This window comes from Vibrio rhodolitus (assembly GCF_003350325.1).
Lineage (GTDB): Bacteria > Pseudomonadota > Gammaproteobacteria > Enterobacterales > Vibrionaceae > Vibrio > Vibrio rhodolitus.
On sequence record NZ_QLYZ01000005.1, the window covers coordinates 211,160 to 228,988 of the forward strand.

A 17,829-nucleotide genomic window follows, 5' to 3' on the forward strand; every position below is an offset into this window, starting at 1 on the left:
TGAGAGTTTTTGTACAAAATTGCTCTTTGCAACATAACACAAATTAAGTAGCGAACCTCTACCCGCAAAGTCTAAGAACAAAATGCTACGTGTGTCATATTGGCTGTTATTACGGTGAAAATTAGCCTAATGGGCTGGATATGTCATTCAGTGCAATATAAAATGCGCCTCGTCCTGTTCTTAGTAATTTATAATCATGATCGATATGTCTATTCTGCCGCTTTATTTGACGGCAGTGGTGGCGCTTTTGTTGCTGCCAGGTCCAGATATGTTGCTGATCGCCAGCTCAAGTATGAGCTATGGGCGACGTGTTGGCGTGTTCGCTAGCCTTGGCAATGCAACCTCTGGAATTATTCTTACTCTTCTTGCGGCGCTGGGTGTATCAGCGTTAATCGCAATGAGTCCTTTAGCCCTGAAAGCCTTACACCTATTAGGTGGTGCATACTTGCTAAAGATGGGCTGGGATTGTGTTCGCTCGCAAGCCGCTGATGCCCCTGAGCTTGATCAGCAAAATAAGATGGCGACCACCTTTTATCAACGTGCTTTGATCAGTAATCTGCTTAATCCAAAAGCACTGGTTTTCTTCGTTATGTTTTTGCCGCAGTTTGTCTCGAGTAACATCACGGCAAGTTCTGGCGAACAGATGCTAGCACTGGGTTTACTGCTTAATGTTCTTGGTCTTCTGTTTAACCTAGTTTTGGTTGCATTGGTTGGAACCTTGGGCAAAGGTCTGCTAGAAAACGCTAAGTTTAGAAACTACCAGCATAAATTTATGGGAGCTATCTTCCTAATTTTGGCAATTTGGATGCTGAGTTCGTTTTTTACTGCGTAACTCGCGTTATAATTGAGAAAGCCAGCGTAGAGCTGGCTTTTTTGTATTCGTTAGACGAGCTAGCTCGTGAGTGACGATGTGAATATGCATGTAAGGGAGTTGTATGATGCAAATAGAGTTTGTACTGAACCCAGATGAGTCGGTAAAAAGTGATATATTAGCTGGGCTACGTAGTTATAACGTTCAGTTTTTCCCCCATGATGATAGCCAAACGGTCGCCTGTGTTGTGAAAGATCAACAAGGTCACTTTGTTGGTGGACTATTTGGTGAAGTCTATACAAACACTCTATTTGTCGAATATTTTTGGATTGATGAGAATCAACGTAAATCAGGGCTGGGCAGGCAAGTATTTGAACGTGTCGAGTCTGAAGTAAAGAAACTTGGCGTAGCCACAATATGCCTTGATACGTTCACTTTCCAAGCGCGCGAATTCTACCTCAAAATGGGCTTTAAAGAAGTGGGACGTTTTACCGGCTTCCCAATGCCGGGCGTGGACAAAATCTTTTTGCAAAAACACGTTGGCTAAATGATGAGCGCAGCGCCAAGAGTTTGGGTTATTCCCGGCATGTTAGTCAGCTATGGTGAGATGGTCGATACCGCTCAACATGCTCACGCCCTGTTACAATTGACGGTGTTTGAAGACAGTGGTTCGCTGTTGATTGACGGTCAGTTACTTTCTAGCTCGTTATTGGCAAGCAATGTTGCTCATCGTCTGCAAATGAAAAAAGGATGGGTGATCTTGGTTGAGCCTCAGTCTGAGGTTGGGCGATGTTTACAGCAGTTGCTAGTTGATAACCAATATCAAGAATTTGCCTTTAGTCATGAATTGCTTTTACCGAGCGAGAATCACTTTCCTCTTCCACAAGTCATCGCTATCTTGCAGCAGCTTTCTGCGACAGTAGATTGGCAACAGATGCTTGGCGAAGTGACGTCAAATGATCCGCGTATCGAACGTTTACTAACTCAGCTTAATCAATGCTTTGCCAGCGAGTGTTTAAAGCCAGATAACTGGCGCGCCGAACAGATAGCGGAACAACTAGCTTTGTCAGAGAGCCGGTTTTTGCATCTCTTTAAACAACAAATGGGCATCGCATGGCGACCTTATTTGCTGTGGCGTCGGCTAATCTGCGCGGTTAAGTTGATCCGAGAGGGAGAGTCAGCCACTGAGGCTGCCCATAGAGCGGGATTTTCGGATAGTGCCCACTTAAGCCGCACGTTCAAATCAATATTTGGGGTCTCAATTCGCGAATCGAAAGCTATGTTTTTTAAACAAGATTAGACAGCTTAATAAACAATGCCTTGGAACAGAGGTTTGAGATCTTCTAGCTTCTGTTCTTCGCTAACGGGTTCAACTTGAACCTTAATTAAAGGTCCAACGCACTCAACAAAGGGTTGGATCTCACCGCGTTGCTCTTCTTCGATATCACCACCTACGGCGAAATCACCATCAAACACATTGGGTTCTTGGGTTTTATCAACGTTTAGTTGGATAGAGACGCGATATTGATGCCCATCAGGTAACAGCTTGGCGCAATTTTCAATATTTTCGACCTTACCGTAGGCATAAACGTTGGCGGTTAGAGTGAGTGAGAAGAGTGCGAAAATTGGCTTGATCCCTGTCATATCTTTCATCCCATATAATTGTTTTTGAAGTACAACTTTATTAGAGCATAGCAAGTTTATTCAATTTTTCGTTGCCTAGACGGTTTATTCTGCACTCAACCACTAAGGAGAGCAGTATGAAACGATATTTACAACAAACCGCAATGTTAGATTTTCAGCATTCATCAATTCAGAAACTGGTCAAATCACGTAGTTGGCATACTCTCGACGAATACGATGCAATTGGCGAAATTTATAGCTTTGTGCGTGACGAAATCAAATTTGGCTACAACTTTGATGACACAATCCCTGCTAGTAAAGTATTGCGTGATGGTTACGGTCAATGTAATACCAAAGGTACTTTGCTGATGGCGTTACTACGTGCTGTTAGCATTCCGACTCGCTTTCACGGGTTTACCATCTATAACGATCTACAACTTGGGGCGATTCCGAAGTACATTTTCGCCATCGCTCCAGAGAAAATCATTCATAGTTGGGTTGAGGTTTATTTCAATGGCAAATGGATCAACTTAGAAGGCTACATCATAGATAAACCGTACTTAGCGCAGGTTCAAAAGCGCTTTAGTTTTGGTTGTAAAGATTTCTCAGGTTATGGGGTTGCAGTGACTTGTCTGCAAGATCCAGAGATTGACTGGAAGGGTGAAGATACCTATATCCAAAAAGAGGGGCTTGCGGATGATTATGGCTTATTCGACCGCCCAGACGCCTTCTATCAAGTGAGAGGCAGTAACCTAAATGGTTTTAAAAAGTTTATGTTCCGTTATGTACTGCGACATCTAATGAACATCAACGTCAATAAGATTCGCAAACATGGCATCGCATAACAAAGCGGGCATCATGCCCGCTTTTTCTTTTGAGCGTCTAAATCATATGTTGATGTTCAGCAATGAGCATATCCATGGCTAATTGCGCTTTATCTTGGGCGACTTGGAAGTCCTCTTCTGTAGCAAAAGGTTCAACGACTTCGTAATAGCATTTTAGCTTAGGCTCTGTACCTGATGGACGTACGATCACGCGTGCACCACCAGCTAAGTGATAGATAAGTACATCACTTGGCGGTAAGTCGATAAGCTCGCTCGTACCATCAGCGTAGGTTTTTCGCAGTGTTTTGAGATCTTCAATGCTTTCAACTGCGCGCCCTGCAATCGCCTTCGGTTGATTTGCTCTAAGTTTCTCACCAACCGGTGGCGTGTTAGGGGCAAGTGCAATACTACGCTGTGCATTCACGTACATCCCATGCTGACGATAGAGGCTCTCTAACTGATCCCAAATGGTTTTTCCTTGGCTTTTTAGCTCGGCAGTCAGTTGGGCAAAAGCCACTAATGCCGATAGACCATCTTTATCCCAAACTTGATTACCTACGGTGTAACCCAGCGCCTCTTCATAAGCAAACAAGAACTGACTATCGTCGGTCTGTTTTTGCATCGCGACATTGGTTAGCCATTTAAAACCAGTTAAGGTTTGGTAATAGGTCGCTCCGTGAGATTTGGCAATTTTATCGAGCAGGGTCGAAGACACAATGGTGTTACCGACTAACTGTTTGCTCGCTTCCGTTTGCGAGAGCAGGTAGTGACCAAATAGTGCACCAACTTGATCCCCCGTAAGCATTTGATACTCGCCATCAGGTTTACGCACCGCAACGGCAAAGCGGTCTGCATCAGGGTCGTTGGCACATGCAATATCAGCGCCATGTTTGCTCGCTAATGCTACTACCATATCCATAGCCCCAGCTTCTTCTGGGTTAGGGAAATTAACGGTAGGAAACGTTCCATCAGGTTCGCGCTGCTCTTTAACGCTGTAAACCTGATTGAAACCTGCATCGGCAAGTAAGGTTTCCGCCATTCGAGCACCGACACCATGCATCGCGGTATAAGCGACACCAATGCTATCTGGTTGAGTATGATTAGCCAGTAGTGGGTTGGCATTCATCGCATCGCGATATGCTTGATAGTACGAATCGTCAAGCCAGACTAATCGGTCTAGCGCTACAGCTTCTTCGACACACAATAGTTCTAGAGGTGACTCTGCAGCGACATCAATATGATGAGCGATGCCGGAATCGTGCGGAGGGATAATTTGCGCGCCATTCTCCCAGTAAACCTTAAAACCATTGTATTCTGGTGGATTGTGGCTTGCTGTCACCACGACGGCAGCAACCGTATTTAAATGCTTAACACCAAAAGCGACAATCGGTGTCGCGGCAACATCATGAGTTAAGTAGACTTTAATGCCAAGCGCAGTAAGAACGGCAGCAGTATCGTGGGCAAACTGCTTTGAATCAGGGCGACCATCGTAACCAATCACTACACCACGCTGCTTCGCATCGTCAAATTGGTGCAGAAGGTATTGACCAAGCCCTGTAGCGGTTTGTTGAATAACTAGGCGATTCATACGGTTAGGACCTGCACCAACTTTACCTCGTAGACCGGCAGTACCAAACTCTAGGCGGCAGCGAAAGCGATCGTCTAATTCTTGAGTTTGCTTCTCATCCACCAGACGCTGAAGCTCTTCACGAGTTCGCGGATCTGGGTCGATAGCTAACCATTGAGCAATGTGTTCATTCATCTTTTTTCCCTTATATCTGGCGTAGCCTTGAGGCTGTATATCAAAATACTAAATGTTAGTAGTTATCATTTACGAGAGCGCAATCGCTAAACTAATTTGTTGTACCTCAGCTTGCACATTTTTGAATCGCTAACTAGCCTTAATTAACATAAATATAACATTTTGCGTTGGTTTTAGGTTAGCCCAAACAAGTCGTTTCTTCCTAATCGACTTGATAAATCCGGATACTAAGCGCATGGATGGCACGATATCAGTATGGATGTGATTGGGTATCGGGTGTTCTGCGTAAAAGTGATTGAACCTTTGGTTTTTCGCACTGGTTGTCAGTGCAGAGGCAAAGAGGAGAGGTCTTTTGAAAAGAATACCATTCACGGTTTGGCTGACATTGGAAGTTATCGCCGTTACTTGGTCAACTCACACGCTCGCAGAAGAAAGCGCTTTAAATATGACGCAAGGGGTGACTCAGATCAGCTCTGAGGTATATCACCTCCACATGCTGATATTCTATATCTGCTGTGCAATTGCTTTTGTTGTGTTTGGGGCGATGTTTTACTCGATTTACAAGCACCGAAAATCGAAGGGTGCGGTCGCCGCACATTTCCATGAAAGTACCAAAGTCGAAGTCATTTGGACCGTTATCCCGATTATCATTCTTATCGCCATGGCAATTCCGGCTACTAAAACACTGGTTGCGATGGAAGACACCTCTCAATCTGATCTCACAGTCAAAATTACCGGCTCACAGTGGAAGTGGCACTACAGCTACTTCGGGCAAGATGTGGAATTTTTCAGCTTATTGGCGACATCACAAAATCAAATTGATGGTATTGAAGAAAAAGGTGCCAATTACCTGCTAGAGGTAGATAACCCGCTAGTGCTGCCAATCAACCGAAAAGTTAGGTTTCTTATGACTTCCGATGATGTGATTCACTCTTGGTGGGTGCCTGATTTTGCGGTGAAGAAAGACACCATTCCCGGCTTTATTAATGAGGCTTGGACTAAAATTGACCAGCCCGGGGTGTATCGAGGTCAATGCGCCGAGTTGTGTGGTCGTGCTCATGGCTTTATGCCGATTGTGGTACACGCGATGACCGAAGCAGACTACGACAAATGGCTTGCCGAGAAAAAAGCTGAGATTGCGCAAGCCAAACAAGCGGCTGCAGCGGCGTTAACTGCCGAGCTTAGTTTGGAAGAATTAATGCAAAGCGGCGAGCAGGTCTACGTTGACCGCTGTGCGGTTTGTCATCAGGCAAATGGTGAAGGGATACCAGGTGCTTTCCCTGCGATCAAAGGCAGTAGTATTGCTACCGGTGAAACTGGTGAGCATATCGATATCATTGTTAATGGGCGAGCGGGTACCGCCATGCAGGCTTTTGCTAACCAACTCACTGAGCAAGAAATTGCCGCTGTAATCACCTACCAGCGAAACGCTTTTGGTAACGATACAGGGGATGTAGTGCAAGCATCAGACATTAATACCTTTACCATGCAAGAGCAAGGTAACAAGGAGGAACTATGAAGCCTTCAACTCCTCACAATGAAAAGTCATCACCCGTGGCTGATGCTGAGTTAAGCCGAGCCAATTCTACCATTGCACTGGAACATGAAGAGCATCATGCACCCAGAGGTTTAGCGCGTTGGATTTATTCAACAAATCATAAAGATATCGGCACGCTCTATTTGTGGTTTAGTTTCATTATGTTCCTCACTGGCGGCGCGATGGCAATGATCATCCGCGCGGAACTTTTTCAGCCAGGGTTGCAACTGGTTGATCCGCAGTTTTTCAATCAAATGACTACAGTCCATGGCTTAATTATGGTGTTTGGTGCTGTGATGCCAGCCTTCACCGGGCTTGCCAATTGGATGATACCTATGATGATTGGTGCACCGGATATGGCATTGCCGCGCATGAACAACTTGAGTTTTTGGATCTTGCCATTCGCGTTTGCGATTTTGCTTGCCTCTCTGTTTACCGAAGGGGGAGGACCTGACTTTGGCTGGACCTTCTATGCGCCTCTTTCTACAACTTATGGACCTGACAGTACCGCACTGTTTGTTTTCTCGGTACATATCATGGGTATCAGTTCAATCATGGGCGCGATCAACGTTATCGTGACGATTGTGAACATGCGTGCGCCAGGTATGACATGGTTCAAAATGCCGTTGTTTGTTTGGACTTGGTTAATCACGGCGTTTCTACTTATCGCGGTGATGCCAGTGCTCGCCGGAGCGGTGACAATGGTCTTAACCGATAAGTATTTTGGCACTTCGTTCTTTGATGCGGCTGGGGGCGGTGATCCGGTAATGTTCCAGCATATATTCTGGTTCTTTGGTCACCCTGAAGTGTACATCATGATATTGCCTTCTTTCGGTATTATATCGGCGATTATTCCAGCATTTAGCGGCAAGAAACTCTTTGGCTATCATTCCATGGTGTATGCAACGTGCAGTATCGCGCTGTTGTCGTTTTTAGTTTGGGCCCACCATATGTTTACCACCGGGATGCCCGTTTTTGCCGAGCTGTTCTTTATGTATTGCACCATGCTTATTGCGGTGCCAACTGGGGTGAAGGTGTTCAACTGGGTGGCGACAATGTGGCGAGGGGCGATGACGTTTGAGACGCCGATGTTGTTTGCGATCGCCTTTATTGTACTCTTTACGATTGGTGGTTTCTCGGGGCTGATGTTAGCGATAGTGCCCGCTGATTTCCAATATCACGATACCTATTTTGTGGTCGCGCATTTCCACTACGTGCTTGTTTCCGGAGCGGTTTTCTCCATCATGGCGGCAGCCTATTACTGGTTGCCAAAATGGACGGGGCATATGTATGACCACAAACTGAGCTTATGGCATTTCTGGTGCTCAATTATCTCAGTCAATGTCCTGTTCTTCCCAATGCATTTCCTCGGCTTAGCCGGAATGCCAAGACGTATTCCCGACTACGCCATTCAGTTTGCAGATATCAATCAGATTGTATCTATTGGCGGCTTTGCCTTTGGTTTATCCCAATTGATTTTCCTATGGTTAGTGATTAAGTGTATCAAGGGTGGCGAAAAAGCCGAGGCGAAACCTTGGGATCGTGCCGAAGGGTTAGAGTGGACAGTCCCAAGCCCCGCACCGCACCACACATTTTCGACGCCGCCAAAAGTGGACTAAAGGTGGTGATGTATGCAAGAGCCCAACACAAGCGATAAGCGTGCTGCGAACCGAAAGCTAACGATTAAGTTGCTTGGTGCAACGGTCGCAATGTTTGGTTTTGGTTTTGCGCTGGTTCCTTTGTACGACATTATGTGTGATGCGCTGGGAATCAATGGCAAGACCAACTCTGAAGCGGTCGAGCAGCCTACCGCGCTTTCGCCAGATAGATCGCGCACGATTAAAGTGGAGTTTATCGCTCATCCCAATCCCAATATGCAGTGGGATTTCAAACCCGAAGTCACCTCGATGGAAGTCCATCCTGGCGAGGTGATCCAAACGGCTTACATCGCTTTTAATCGCGCTAATTACACCATTGTAGGTCAAGCAGTCCCTTCTGTTTCTCCCGGGCTAGGGGCGAGCTACTTTAATAAAGTCGAATGTTTTTGTTTCAATAAGCAGCCTTTGGATGCTCAAAGCCGCGCAGAAATGCCGTTGATTTTCTACATCGAAAAGGATGTTCCTGAATCTATCCATACACTGACACTCTCTTACACCCTGTATGACATTACCGATACTGTTGCGAAGTCGACTACAACAGCAAAAGTGACGCCTGCTAAATCCGCCCAGCAGAAAGGAGTAACACCATGAGTTCTAAGCATCAATCCTATTACGTACCGGCACAGAGCAGTTGGCCCATTGTTGGCGCTATCGCTCTATTTTTAGTCGCGGTAGGCGCAGGGCTGACGGTACAAACCATGGCGGAAGGCGGCAGTGCCAGTGTGTTTTCAAAAATTGTGCTGGGGTTAGGTTTTTTATTCTTATTGTATATGCTGGCAGGGTGGCTTTCGAACGTGGTCAGCGAGTCGATGAGTGGGCTTTACTCGGAGCAAATCGCGCGCTCATTTCGCCAAGGGATGAGTTGGTTTATTTTCTCTGAGGTGATGTTTTTTGGTGCTTTCTTTGGTGCGCTTTTTTACGCCAGAATGATTTCAGTGCCTTGGCTGGGCGGCGCAGATAACAATGTGATGACCCACGAGGTATTGTGGCCAGCTTTTGAGGCAATCTGGCCATTAACCACAACACCAGATGGGCAAACCACTACTGCTATGAGCTGGCAAGGCATTCCGCTTAACAACACCATTATTCTGCTGCTTTCTTCAATTACCTTGCATATGGCGCACATTAGCCTTGAGCAAAACAAACGCATGGCGCTGATTGTGTGGCTTGAAATCACCATCGTCTTGGCGGCATTCTTTTTATATTACCAAGGTGTTGAATACATCCATGCTTATCAAGATCTCGACCTTACCTTACAGTCCGGCGTTTATGGCAATACTTTCTTTATGTTGACTGGCTTCCACGGTCTGCATGTGTTGTTAGGCTCAATTTTTCTAATCGTCTTATTGGGTCGGATCGCCAAAGATCACTTTACCCCTAAAGACCATTTTGCCTTCCAAGCAGGGAGTTGGTACTGGCATTTTGTCGATGTGGTGTGGTTGTGCTTGTTTGTGTTCGTTTATGTGCTTTAACAAGTCGAATCACAATTAAAAAGGTCGAGAATTAGGCTCAATAAATCCACTAAGGAGAGCGACAAGCATCAATACAACAGCAAGGGCAGAGAGGACAACTCGACGTCCGAGGTAATGACTCATTGGTGGTTGGTCATCCTGTTCATCTTCGGATTCATCAGGACCTTTTACCATCTCAATCAGGGCTTTGGCGAGGTTAGCAATGATAAAAAGTAGCAATAAAACCAGCACTGATTTGAAAATGAAAACCATATCGTCATCCTTTGTTAGGTTATTGAAACAGCCACTTTTTTGGCTTGCGTTAGTATTAACCTTGGTTGCTATTTCGATATTGGTCAACCTAGGAATGTGGCAATTAAATCGCGCGGAGCAAAAGCTTGAGTTGCAAAATATGTTAACCAGTAATGAGCAACAAACTGCAATTCGCTTGACCGACTTTGACCCTCAAGACAAGCAAGATTTTTATGGTGTAAAAGTTACGGCAAATTTGTCCCCTTTGGCAGGCTATTACGTGCTGCTTGATAACCAAACTTATAATGGTGAGGTTGGCTATCTTGCCTTACAACTGGTTCGCGCAATAGACGGAAGGAATGTGTTGCTTGAGCTTGGATTTGTCGCTGCAAAATCCTCTCGTTCTGATTTACCCGACGTGGCATGGCTGAGCCAAAATTATAATCGGGAAGGGCGTTTATATACTCGCTCCACTAACCCGCTAAGCAGTAACTTGATGTTAGAGCCAACCGAGCCAGCGCGAATCCAAAATTTGAACACCGACCAACTTGGCGAGTATTGGCAATTGCCGATTGAGAGCTACATTTTTCAGCCAAGGCAAGCACAATGGCATTATCCACAACCATGGAATCCGCTCCCAATGAGCGCTGATAAGCATCAAGGTTATGCGTTTCAATGGTTTTCGATGGCATTCGCCTTAGCGATTATCGCCATAATCTGGTTGAGGAAAGCCCTAAAGAGTACGACTAAGGAGAGTCTATGAGCCAATCAATTACCCGCAGTCGGTTTAAGCTATTAGCCTTAATTACGGTATTCGCATTGCCGGCGATACTGGCAAAATTAGTTCTTACTCAGCAGTGGTATAACTCTGGTGTCACCAATAAAGGGGAGCTGATTGAGCCTGCTCAAACGTTTAAGAGTTTGGGTTTAGACAACCCTTATCAAGGAGAAAAGTGGCAGCTAGGTTATCTTGTCCCCGCGCAGTGCGATGCTTTTTGTCTTAAGCAAATACACTACTTACAACAAAGCCACATTGCATTGGGTAAGTATCAACAGCGCGTTGTTCCATTGGTATTGGTGGACAAAAACAGTGATATTCAAGCGCTGGCGGATCTTGAGCTTGATATGGTGGCAGTGAATGGCTCGTTTAGCCAAATCGTTAGTCAATTTGAGTATGTAATTGTTGACCCGCTCGGTCAATTGGTGATGCGCTATCCGCAGGTTAAGTCAGAAGATGAACTCATTCCGCAAAGCAAAGGTTTACTAGCTGACTTACGCAAATTGCTTAAATTATCGCGTGTTGGATAGGGAGAGCAATTATGCTTAAACGATTGATTCAAATCAGCTTAGTGATGACGTTTTGTGTGATCTTGCTAGGGGCGTATACGCGACTTGCCGATGCCGGGTTAGGCTGCCCAGATTGGCCAGGGTGTTATGGTCAACTTGATGTGCCAACCACCGAGAGTGAACTAAACCAAGCTCAGGTTCTCTATCCTGATTTAGTGGTGGAGGCTGACAAAGCATGGCTTGAGATGATCCACCGCTATTTTGCGGGGAGTTTAGGTCTGCTGGTATTTGCCATCACGGTGGTTGCCTTAAAGCAAAAACAACTAGGGGTTGTATTACCGCTATCAATTTCGCTGGTAGTACTGTTTCAAGCACTGCTTGGTATGTGGACAGTCACAATGAAACTGATGCCAGTGGTGGTGATGGGACATTTACTGGGCGGTTTCACGTTATTTTGTCTGCTTGCTTTAACCTATTGGCGCGTTACTGAGCGCAAGTTATTACAGAGTCAAAATATTGGTCGGGGTCTTCGCGTTGTAGCCTTGTTGGCGGTAGTTGTTTTAATTACACAAATTGCCCTTGGTGGCTGGACATCGTCAAATTACGCCGCACTGATGTGTACTGAATTGCCGATTTGTCAGGGAGAGTGGTCGCGATATTTAGACTTTGAGAACGCGTTTCGCTTGATTCAGCCGGTGCAAGAGAGCTATGAGTTTGGCACGTTAGACTATGGTGCGAGAATGACGATTCATGTCTCGCATCGCATCGGCGCGATGATCATAACGCTTGTGCTGCTGGCGCTAATTGTTGGTCTCTGGCGTCAAAACATCACTCAATATCGTCTGCAAGCCATTAGCCTCAGCATGTTGTTATTTGTACAGATTAGCTTAGGCATCAGCAATGTCTCTTTTGGCTTACCGCTAGCAATCGCCGTTGCTCATAACCTTGTTGCGGCACTGCTACTGATCAATACCTTGTATATCAATTATTTGTTTCTTCGCGCAGGAAGTTTTAACGCCTGTTCTCACTCGCAGAGCTTAGGCAAGGAGGCCTTCTATGAGTAAAACAATCACTGCGGATATTCGCCAAGAACGCTCAATTTGGCGCAGCTACTTAACCTTAACTAAACCCAAAGTGGTCGCACTGATGCTACTGACTGCTTTGGTTGGCATGTGTTTAGCCGTACCGGGGGCGTTACCTCTACAACAAAGCCTGTTGGGTATGGTTGGTATTGGTTTGATGGCGGGTTCCGCTGCTGCGTTTAATCACCTAATTGATCGAAGAATTGACGCAATCATGTTTCGCACTCATCGTCGACCACTGCCATGTGGTGAGCTTGCGCCAAGCCGCGTGATGTTGTTTGCGACTTCGATAGGTTTACTCGGGTTTGTAATTCTATTTGCAGGAGTGAACCAGCTAACGGCTTGGCTAACCTTTGCCAGTTTGCTCGGTTATGCAGTGGTTTATACCATGTATTTAAAGCGCGCAACGCCGCAAAATATAGTTATTGCAGGAATTGCGGGAGCAATGCCACCGCTGCTTGGCTGGACGGCTGTAACGGGTGAGTTGCATGGTCACGCTTGGTTGTTAGTGATGATTATTTTTATCTGGACACCACCTCATTTCTGGGCGCTAGCGATCCATCGCAAAGCCGATTACGCCAAAGCGGACATCCCGATGTTGCCGGTCACCCATGGCGAGGAGTATACCAAAACCTCGATCCTGCTCTACACCGTGCTGTTAGCCATCATCTGCTTATTGCCAGCATTAGTTGGCATGTCCGGTGCAGTTTATTGGATCGGCTCCACTCTCTTAAGTGCGGGCTTTATCGGTTATGCATGGAAGCTTAAATTCAATCCGGAGGAAAAAACCGCGATAGAGACATTTAAATTTTCTATCTATCATTTGATGCTACTCTTCTTATTGCTATTAGGTGATCACTACTGGGGTGCGGTTTGATTATTCTAATCGTCTTTGAATAAGCCGATGATTACAGGCAATGCAGGGTTACATTTTCGTCCTGTATTGCCTAAATAACAGGCGGTTGTGTGATATCTATACGTGCCCAGCGCACACTTTTCTTTACGCTTCATGAGTAAAAGTTTTACGTCCTAGTAAAACAGTCGCGCTATTTCCCTCTTCAACTACAAATGGCATGGCGTGCGATGTATCGCTAACGTAATGATATTAAGACGTTAATGTTTCTGTTTGCTCTAGTCCGAATGTCCATTAATTGTGTGTATGTTTAAATTTACATATTTTGCTTTTTGTAAAAAATGCCAAATTATTGCCTTTTGATTTAAAAAGTGGTTGCAAGTGTTGTTTTAGGCAGATAAGTTACAAGGGACAGGATAAATAAGATAGACAAATGACAGCAAACTTTCAGTTGCATATGGGTCTATCGTAAAAACAGGAAGAAGTAGCGATGTTTCAAACCGATGATGTACGTATTAATAAAGTAAAAGAATTACTCCCACCGATTGCCGTTTTAGAGAAGTTTCCGGCGACAGAAACCGCTTCTTCAACCACTTTTCGTTCTCGCAAGGCAATTTCTGATATTTTGCAGGGCAAAGATGACCGTGTACTCGTGATTGTTGGACCGTGTTCAATTCATGATCCGCAAGCGGCATTGGAATATGGTAAGAAGCTCAAGGTGCTTCGCGATGAGTTAGGTGAAGAACTTGAAGTGGTGATGCGAGTTTACTTCGAAAAACCACGCACAACCGTTGGTTGGAAAGGTCTAATTAACGACCCGTACCTTAATGACACCTTCAAAATCAATGATGGTTTACGTATCGGTCGTAAACTGCTGCTAGATTTGACAGACATGGGAATGCCAACGGCAAGTGAATTCTTGGATATGATCACGCCGCAATATGTCGCTGATTTGATCAGTTGGGGGGCAATTGGTGCTCGTACAACTGAATCTCAAGTTCACCGCGAGCTATCATCAGGTCTTTCATGCCCGGTTGGTTTTAAAAACGGTACCGATGGCAACATCAAGATTGCCTCTGATGCTATCCGCTCAGCAAGCGCTTCTCACCACTTCCTTTCGGTTACTAAGTTTGGACACTCTGCGATTATTGAAACCAGCGGAAACCCTGACTGCCATATCATTTTGCGCGGTGGTAAAGAGCCAAACTACAGCGCCGAACATGTGGGGGCAATTAAGCAAGAGCTAGAAGCATCAGGTTTGCCGCAAAAAGTGATGATCGACTTCAGTCATGCCAACAGCTCTAAGCAGTACCAGCGTCAAATCAATGTTTGTGAAGATGTATCCCAACAAATTGCTGGTGGTGAAGACGCTATTTTTGGTGTGATGATTGAGTCTCACTTAGTTGAAGGTCGCCAAGACTTGATTGACGGTAAAGCGTCGACTTACGGTCAATCAATTACTGATGCCTGTATTGGCTGGGAAGATACGGAGAAAACGCTCAAGCAACTTGCTGAAGCGGTTAAAGCGCGTCGCGCCCTGAAGTAATTCTCTCTTTTCGTTTGCAAGGCTCCTTATCATAGGAGCCTTTTTTGTTTTCAGTTATCCAAAAATAGAGCTTCTAAACTTATTAATGCTGGTTTAGTAAAAAGTGCAATGATGGGCTAGCACGTTCACTTAAGGTTCGCTATTGCAACCTGTGTTATTGTGCGTGACGGCGCAAAATGAGAAGTTCATCACTTAATGTACTGATTTGCATATTGAGTAAGGGAAGATTCCGGCATAGCCTAAGTTCAGTTTTTTAGGAGGGTAAGACATGGTGTCTAAAGTGACGGTTGGTCCGCAAGGACCAGATTTATCAGAACTAGTGCAAGGCTATTGGCGCCTAGCAGAATGGGGGATGACACCTCAGCAGCGCCTAACATTTTTGAAGCAGCACATCGATTTGGGTATTACTACAGTCGACCATGCTGATATTTACGGTAATTACGAGTGTGAGCAGCTGTTTGGCGAAGCGCTAAAGCTCGATCCTTCGGTTCGCAATCAGATTGAAATTGTGACCAAATGCGATATTAAACTGTGTAGCGATAAGTTCCCAGAGCGCAAGGTTAATCACTACGATACCAGTGCCGCTCATATTTACGAATCGGTAAACAACTCACTAAGCCGCTTAAATATCGAGCAAATTGATCTATTGCTCATTCATCGTCCTGATGTTTTGATGGATGCCGATGAAGTGGCAGAGGCTTTTGCTGAGCTACACAAAGTCGGTAAGGTGAAGCACTTCGGTGTGTCAAACTTTTCTCCTGCTCAGTTTGACTTGCTACAGGACAGAGTACACAAACCATTAGTTACTAACCAGGTAGAGATTAACCCACTTAACTTTGATGTCGCCCATGACGGTACGCTTGATCAACTGCAAAAAGCGCGCATTCGTCCTATGGCGTGGTCATGTTTAGGTGGCGGTGCCATTTTTAGTGGTGAAACAGCGCAAGCGAAACGAGTGCGTGAAGAGTTAGAACTAATCCGTGTTGAGGTTGGCGCTAACTCAATTGATGAAGTGATTTATGCGTGGGTGCGTAAGTTGCCATCAAAACCGCTACCAATCATTGGGTCAGGCAAAATTGAGCGTGTTGAAACAGCTATCAATGCCTTGAGTATTGAGTTGACGCGTGAGCAATGGTACCGAGTTTGGGTTGCCTCTAAAGGGCACGGTGTGCCATAGAGAGCGAGCTAAGCGTATTCTTTATTGATATGAGCCAGCCTTTGCGCTGGCTTTTTTACGCCGCGGTTTCTGCCGCTGGCGTATAGTTATCCTGCTCACTTATTTTCAGCAGTGCTTCTGGTCTTACTGGATAAGAGTAGTAATAGCCTTGGATATAACTCACACCAAGCCCACGTAAGATTTCTATCTGCTGCTCAGTTTCTACACCCTCGGCGATTACTTTCATATTAAGTTCTTTCGCTAGCTGGATCATAGAGACAAGGACTGGCGTAATATTTGACTCAGAGTACAAGCTCTTGATGAACACTTGGTCGATCTTCATAACTTGGAATGAGTGTAAGCGAATGAAATTAAGCCCAGAATACCCGGTACCAAAATCATCAATTGCCAGCTTAAATCCAAGCGCACGTATACAAGTTAGGTTGTTTAACGCACTGTTAAGTTGTTGCTTATCGAGATCGATACTTTCCGTCACTTCCAGCAAAATACTGTCAACAAAGTGAGGGTATTGCTCGGCGAATTGGGTCAAGCTATCTAAGAAGTGACCATCGATCAGAGAGATACGACTAACATTGACGCTGACGTATTTAGACTCTTGATAACTTGGGTTAGCATGGAGAAAATCTGCCACCATAAACAGCATTTTTTCTGTGAGTGAATCTATTACCCCTAGATTTTCCGCCAAGGGAATAAACACCTCAGGTGAAATTCTGCCCTGCGTGGGATGATTCCAACGCACCAACGCTTCACTTCCCACCACCTGATTATTGTCAATATCAACAATCGGCTGTAGATACAGTTCAATCTCATTGTTGCGAATCGCACTAAGCAAGGTGTATTCCATTGAGCGTTTAGCAAGCAATTGATAACCAACAATTAAATAGAGTAGCGAACAGATGGATGCAACCAGAATCGCTTGCCATAAATGGGCGAAATAGTGGTATTGATAAGTGCCTAAGGTTGGCTTTAGCTCAATCTTAAATGGGTAATGCTGAGAGTCAAAGGTCAAGCTTTCTGTATAGTCAGATTGCGCGCTACTGCCCTGAGTAAGTTCATAGTTGAGTATAGTCAGGCGATACTGGTACTCACGTGCTTTTAGGTATTGCGCAATCAGATTGGAAAAGCGCTCGGGTGGCAGCAGTGCATTGAGACCGAGGGAGTTGTCTACGGAGGCGTAAATGAAGAAAGTGGATATGCCACTTTTAGAGTTGCCAATGGAAATAGTGACTTGGTTTTTTGAGTCACTAATACGATCTAAAATAAGGTTTGATAACTTAATGCTGCGTGGACCTTCATTGCTGGTGCAGACAACATAACCATCACGGTAGATGCCAACTTCCTTGATAAATCGTGAGTTAAATGCGTATTCGCGTAAGCGTAGTTTGTCTTGAGGAGAACAGTTTGCACTGACGGTACCATTTAAAGCGACCAGTTCATGTGCCACTTTATCAATGTAGTTATCGAGTAAATTAACGATCTCTTGCCCATCGTGCTTGATGGCTTTTTGTGTGTAGTAGTAGTTACCCAGTAGCGAGAAGGCAAACGCGAGCAAAAAAATAACGACCACTGGCATTAAGTTTGGCAAATGGCTAAATGTGCTTTTTCCTAAGCTTGTCGCGTTCGTCCCAGTCGTGTTTGGTGATCTCATTGAAAGCCGATTTTATTACTCTAGATGAATATTCAGTGTGCAGTTAACAGTAAAAGATTGGTGTCTTTTTGACCTCATATTTCGTTCTAAATACTTAAAAAACGAGAGTCGTTTGTTAACGGGGGAGAAGATAATCCAAACCCTAGTAATATTAAAGCTCTAAAGTCGTATTTATACAGACGAACTTCCCCATTTATCTCGTTTCCAAGACTATACTTAACATAATGCAAAACATGTCACTTTAATTTGTGAAATGTAACCCAAACCAGAAAAAATTTGTTACATTAGAGCTGATAAAAACATCAATAAAATAACAAC

18 protein-coding genes are annotated in these 17,829 nt (G+C 44.9%); 14 read left to right on the plus strand and 4 right to left on the minus strand.

All coding sequences use genetic code 11. The features are described 5' to 3' along the window. The first annotated feature begins 196 nt into the window (after positions 1-196). From DPF93_RS07650 to DPF93_RS07660, 3 genes are all read left to right on the plus strand, one after another. Positions 197-832, plus strand: coding sequence for a LysE family translocator (locus tag DPF93_RS07650; RefSeq protein WP_114765617.1), 636 nt, complete (start codon positions 197-199; stop codon positions 830-832). A 103-nt stretch (positions 833-935) separates the two neighbouring features. After that, a complete protein-coding gene (locus DPF93_RS07655) occupies positions 936-1,358 on the plus strand; it encodes a GNAT family N-acetyltransferase (protein WP_341866790.1) in 423 nt (140 codons plus the stop codon). Beyond that, complete coding sequence (locus tag DPF93_RS07660) at positions 1,359-2,111, plus strand: helix-turn-helix transcriptional regulator (protein WP_114765619.1); 753 nt, start codon at positions 1,359-1,361, stop codon at positions 2,109-2,111. Positions 2,112-2,116: 5 nt separating this feature from the next. Here DPF93_RS07660 and DPF93_RS07665 read toward each other — a convergent pair whose 3' ends face one another. After that, positions 2,117-2,455 carry a hypothetical protein gene (locus tag DPF93_RS07665; protein ID WP_114765620.1) on the minus strand — a complete coding sequence of 113 codons (339 nt, stop codon included), beginning with the start codon at positions 2,453-2,455 and terminating at the stop codon, positions 2,117-2,119. 116 nt (positions 2,456-2,571) lie between these two features. Here DPF93_RS07665 and DPF93_RS07670 point away from each other — a divergent pair, with 116 nt between their 5' ends. Beyond that, positions 2,572-3,279, plus strand: coding sequence for a transglutaminase-like domain-containing protein (locus tag DPF93_RS07670; RefSeq protein WP_114765621.1), 708 nt, complete (start codon positions 2,572-2,574; stop codon positions 3,277-3,279). A 37-nt stretch (positions 3,280-3,316) separates the two neighbouring features. Here DPF93_RS07670 and DPF93_RS07675 read toward each other — a convergent pair whose 3' ends face one another. Further along, a complete protein-coding gene (locus DPF93_RS07675) occupies positions 3,317-5,020 on the minus strand; it encodes a phospho-sugar mutase (RefSeq protein WP_114765622.1) in 1,704 nt (567 codons plus the stop codon). A gap of 379 nt (positions 5,021-5,399) precedes the next feature. On the opposite strand from DPF93_RS07675, the gene coxB reads away from it, so the two are divergent. From coxB to DPF93_RS07695, 4 genes are read left to right on the plus strand one after another with little or no spacing between them, the layout of a single operon-like run. Beyond that, positions 5,400-6,539 (plus strand): cytochrome c oxidase subunit II, encoded by a 1,140-nt coding sequence (coxB, locus tag DPF93_RS07680; RefSeq protein WP_483050729.1) that lies wholly within the window; start codon positions 5,400-5,402, stop codon positions 6,537-6,539. Continuing rightward, the gene (gene ctaD, locus DPF93_RS07685) at positions 6,536-8,176 is read left to right on the plus strand and encodes a cytochrome c oxidase subunit I (RefSeq protein WP_114765624.1); all 1,641 of its coding nucleotides are present in this window, start codon (positions 6,536-6,538) and stop codon (positions 8,174-8,176) included. The genes coxB and ctaD overlap by 4 nt, the downstream gene beginning before the upstream one ends. A gap of 12 nt (positions 8,177-8,188) precedes the next feature. Continuing rightward, on the plus strand, positions 8,189-8,806 hold the full coding sequence (locus DPF93_RS07690) for a cytochrome c oxidase assembly protein (protein ID WP_114765625.1): 618 nt from the start codon (positions 8,189-8,191) through the stop codon (positions 8,804-8,806). Next, the gene (locus DPF93_RS07695; RefSeq protein ID WP_114765626.1) at positions 8,803-9,687 is read left to right on the plus strand and encodes a cytochrome c oxidase subunit 3; all 885 of its coding nucleotides are present in this window, start codon (positions 8,803-8,805) and stop codon (positions 9,685-9,687) included. The genes DPF93_RS07690 and DPF93_RS07695 overlap by 4 nt, the downstream gene beginning before the upstream one ends. A gap of 15 nt (positions 9,688-9,702) precedes the next feature. On the opposite strand, the gene DPF93_RS07700 is transcribed toward DPF93_RS07695, so the two are convergent. After that, positions 9,703-9,939: a DUF2909 domain-containing protein gene (locus DPF93_RS07700; protein ID WP_114765627.1), complete on the minus strand. Its 237-nt coding sequence runs from the start codon at positions 9,937-9,939 to the stop codon at positions 9,703-9,705. Here DPF93_RS07700 and DPF93_RS07705 point away from each other — a divergent pair. From DPF93_RS07705 to DPF93_RS07730, 6 genes are all read left to right on the plus strand, one after another. Beyond that, positions 9,929-10,681, plus strand: a complete 753-nt coding sequence (locus DPF93_RS07705; RefSeq protein ID WP_114765628.1) for an SURF1 family protein — start codon at positions 9,929-9,931, stop codon at positions 10,679-10,681. The two genes, DPF93_RS07700 and DPF93_RS07705, sit on opposite strands and share 11 nt — an antisense overlap. Beyond that, positions 10,678-11,226, plus strand: a complete 549-nt coding sequence (locus tag DPF93_RS07710; RefSeq protein WP_114765629.1) for a hypothetical protein — start codon at positions 10,678-10,680, stop codon at positions 11,224-11,226. Before DPF93_RS07705 ends, DPF93_RS07710 begins: the two co-directional genes overlap by 4 nt. An 8-nt stretch (positions 11,227-11,234) precedes the next feature. After that, complete coding sequence (locus DPF93_RS07715) at positions 11,235-12,269, plus strand: COX15/CtaA family protein (RefSeq protein WP_114765630.1); 1,035 nt, start codon at positions 11,235-11,237, stop codon at positions 12,267-12,269. Next, positions 12,262-13,164 carry a heme o synthase gene (cyoE, locus tag DPF93_RS07720; RefSeq protein WP_114765631.1) on the plus strand — a complete coding sequence of 301 codons (903 nt, stop codon included), beginning with the start codon at positions 12,262-12,264 and terminating at the stop codon, positions 13,162-13,164. Before DPF93_RS07715 ends, cyoE begins: the two co-directional genes overlap by 8 nt. 466 nt (positions 13,165-13,630) lie before the next feature. Then, a complete protein-coding gene (gene aroG, locus DPF93_RS07725) occupies positions 13,631-14,686 on the plus strand; it encodes a 3-deoxy-7-phosphoheptulonate synthase AroG (protein WP_114765632.1) in 1,056 nt (351 codons plus the stop codon). Between the two features lie 268 nt (positions 14,687-14,954). Further along, complete coding sequence (locus DPF93_RS07730; protein ID WP_114765633.1) at positions 14,955-15,863, plus strand: aldo/keto reductase; 909 nt, start codon at positions 14,955-14,957, stop codon at positions 15,861-15,863. Positions 15,864-15,918: 55 nt separating this feature from the next. On the opposite strand, the gene DPF93_RS07735 is transcribed toward DPF93_RS07730, so the two are convergent. Beyond that, complete coding sequence (locus DPF93_RS07735) at positions 15,919-17,511, minus strand: EAL domain-containing protein (RefSeq protein WP_114765634.1); 1,593 nt, start codon at positions 17,509-17,511, stop codon at positions 15,919-15,921. Positions 17,512-17,829 lie beyond the last annotated feature (318 nt).

What these genes read in the sequence shown, in the direction of transcription:
- DPF93_RS07650 (WP_114765617.1), top strand. Translation starts at nt 197, where the DNA reads ATGATCGATATGTCTATTCTGCCGCTTTATTTGACGGCAGTGGTGGCG.
- DPF93_RS07655 (WP_341866790.1), top strand. Translation starts at nt 936, where the DNA reads ATGATGCAAATAGAGTTTGTACTGAACCCAGATGAGTCGGTAAAAAGT.
- DPF93_RS07660 (WP_114765619.1), top strand. Translation starts at nt 1,359, where the DNA reads ATGATGAGCGCAGCGCCAAGAGTTTGGGTTATTCCCGGCATGTTAGTC.
- DPF93_RS07665 (WP_114765620.1), bottom strand. Translation starts at nt 2,455, where the DNA reads ATGACAGGGATCAAGCCAATTTTCGCACTCTTCTCACTCACTCTAACC.
- DPF93_RS07670 (WP_114765621.1), top strand. Translation starts at nt 2,572, where the DNA reads ATGAAACGATATTTACAACAAACCGCAATGTTAGATTTTCAGCATTCA.
- DPF93_RS07675 (WP_114765622.1), bottom strand. Translation starts at nt 5,020, where the DNA reads ATGAATGAACACATTGCTCAATGGTTAGCTATCGACCCAGATCCGCGA.
- ctaD (WP_114765624.1), top strand. Translation starts at nt 6,536, where the DNA reads ATGAAGCCTTCAACTCCTCACAATGAAAAGTCATCACCCGTGGCTGAT.
- DPF93_RS07690 (WP_114765625.1), top strand. Translation starts at nt 8,189, where the DNA reads ATGCAAGAGCCCAACACAAGCGATAAGCGTGCTGCGAACCGAAAGCTA.
- DPF93_RS07695 (WP_114765626.1), top strand. Translation starts at nt 8,803, where the DNA reads ATGAGTTCTAAGCATCAATCCTATTACGTACCGGCACAGAGCAGTTGG.
- DPF93_RS07705 (WP_114765628.1), top strand. Translation starts at nt 9,929, where the DNA reads ATGAAAACCATATCGTCATCCTTTGTTAGGTTATTGAAACAGCCACTT.
- DPF93_RS07700 (WP_114765627.1), bottom strand. Translation starts at nt 9,939, where the DNA reads ATGGTTTTCATTTTCAAATCAGTGCTGGTTTTATTGCTACTTTTTATC.
- DPF93_RS07710 (WP_114765629.1), top strand. Translation starts at nt 10,678, where the DNA reads ATGAGCCAATCAATTACCCGCAGTCGGTTTAAGCTATTAGCCTTAATT.
- cyoE (WP_114765631.1), top strand. Translation starts at nt 12,262, where the DNA reads ATGAGTAAAACAATCACTGCGGATATTCGCCAAGAACGCTCAATTTGG.
- aroG (WP_114765632.1), top strand. Translation starts at nt 13,631, where the DNA reads ATGTTTCAAACCGATGATGTACGTATTAATAAAGTAAAAGAATTACTC.
- DPF93_RS07730 (WP_114765633.1), top strand. Translation starts at nt 14,955, where the DNA reads ATGGTGTCTAAAGTGACGGTTGGTCCGCAAGGACCAGATTTATCAGAA.
- DPF93_RS07735 (WP_114765634.1), bottom strand. Translation starts at nt 17,511, where the DNA reads ATGAGATCACCAAACACGACTGGGACGAACGCGACAAGCTTAGGAAAA.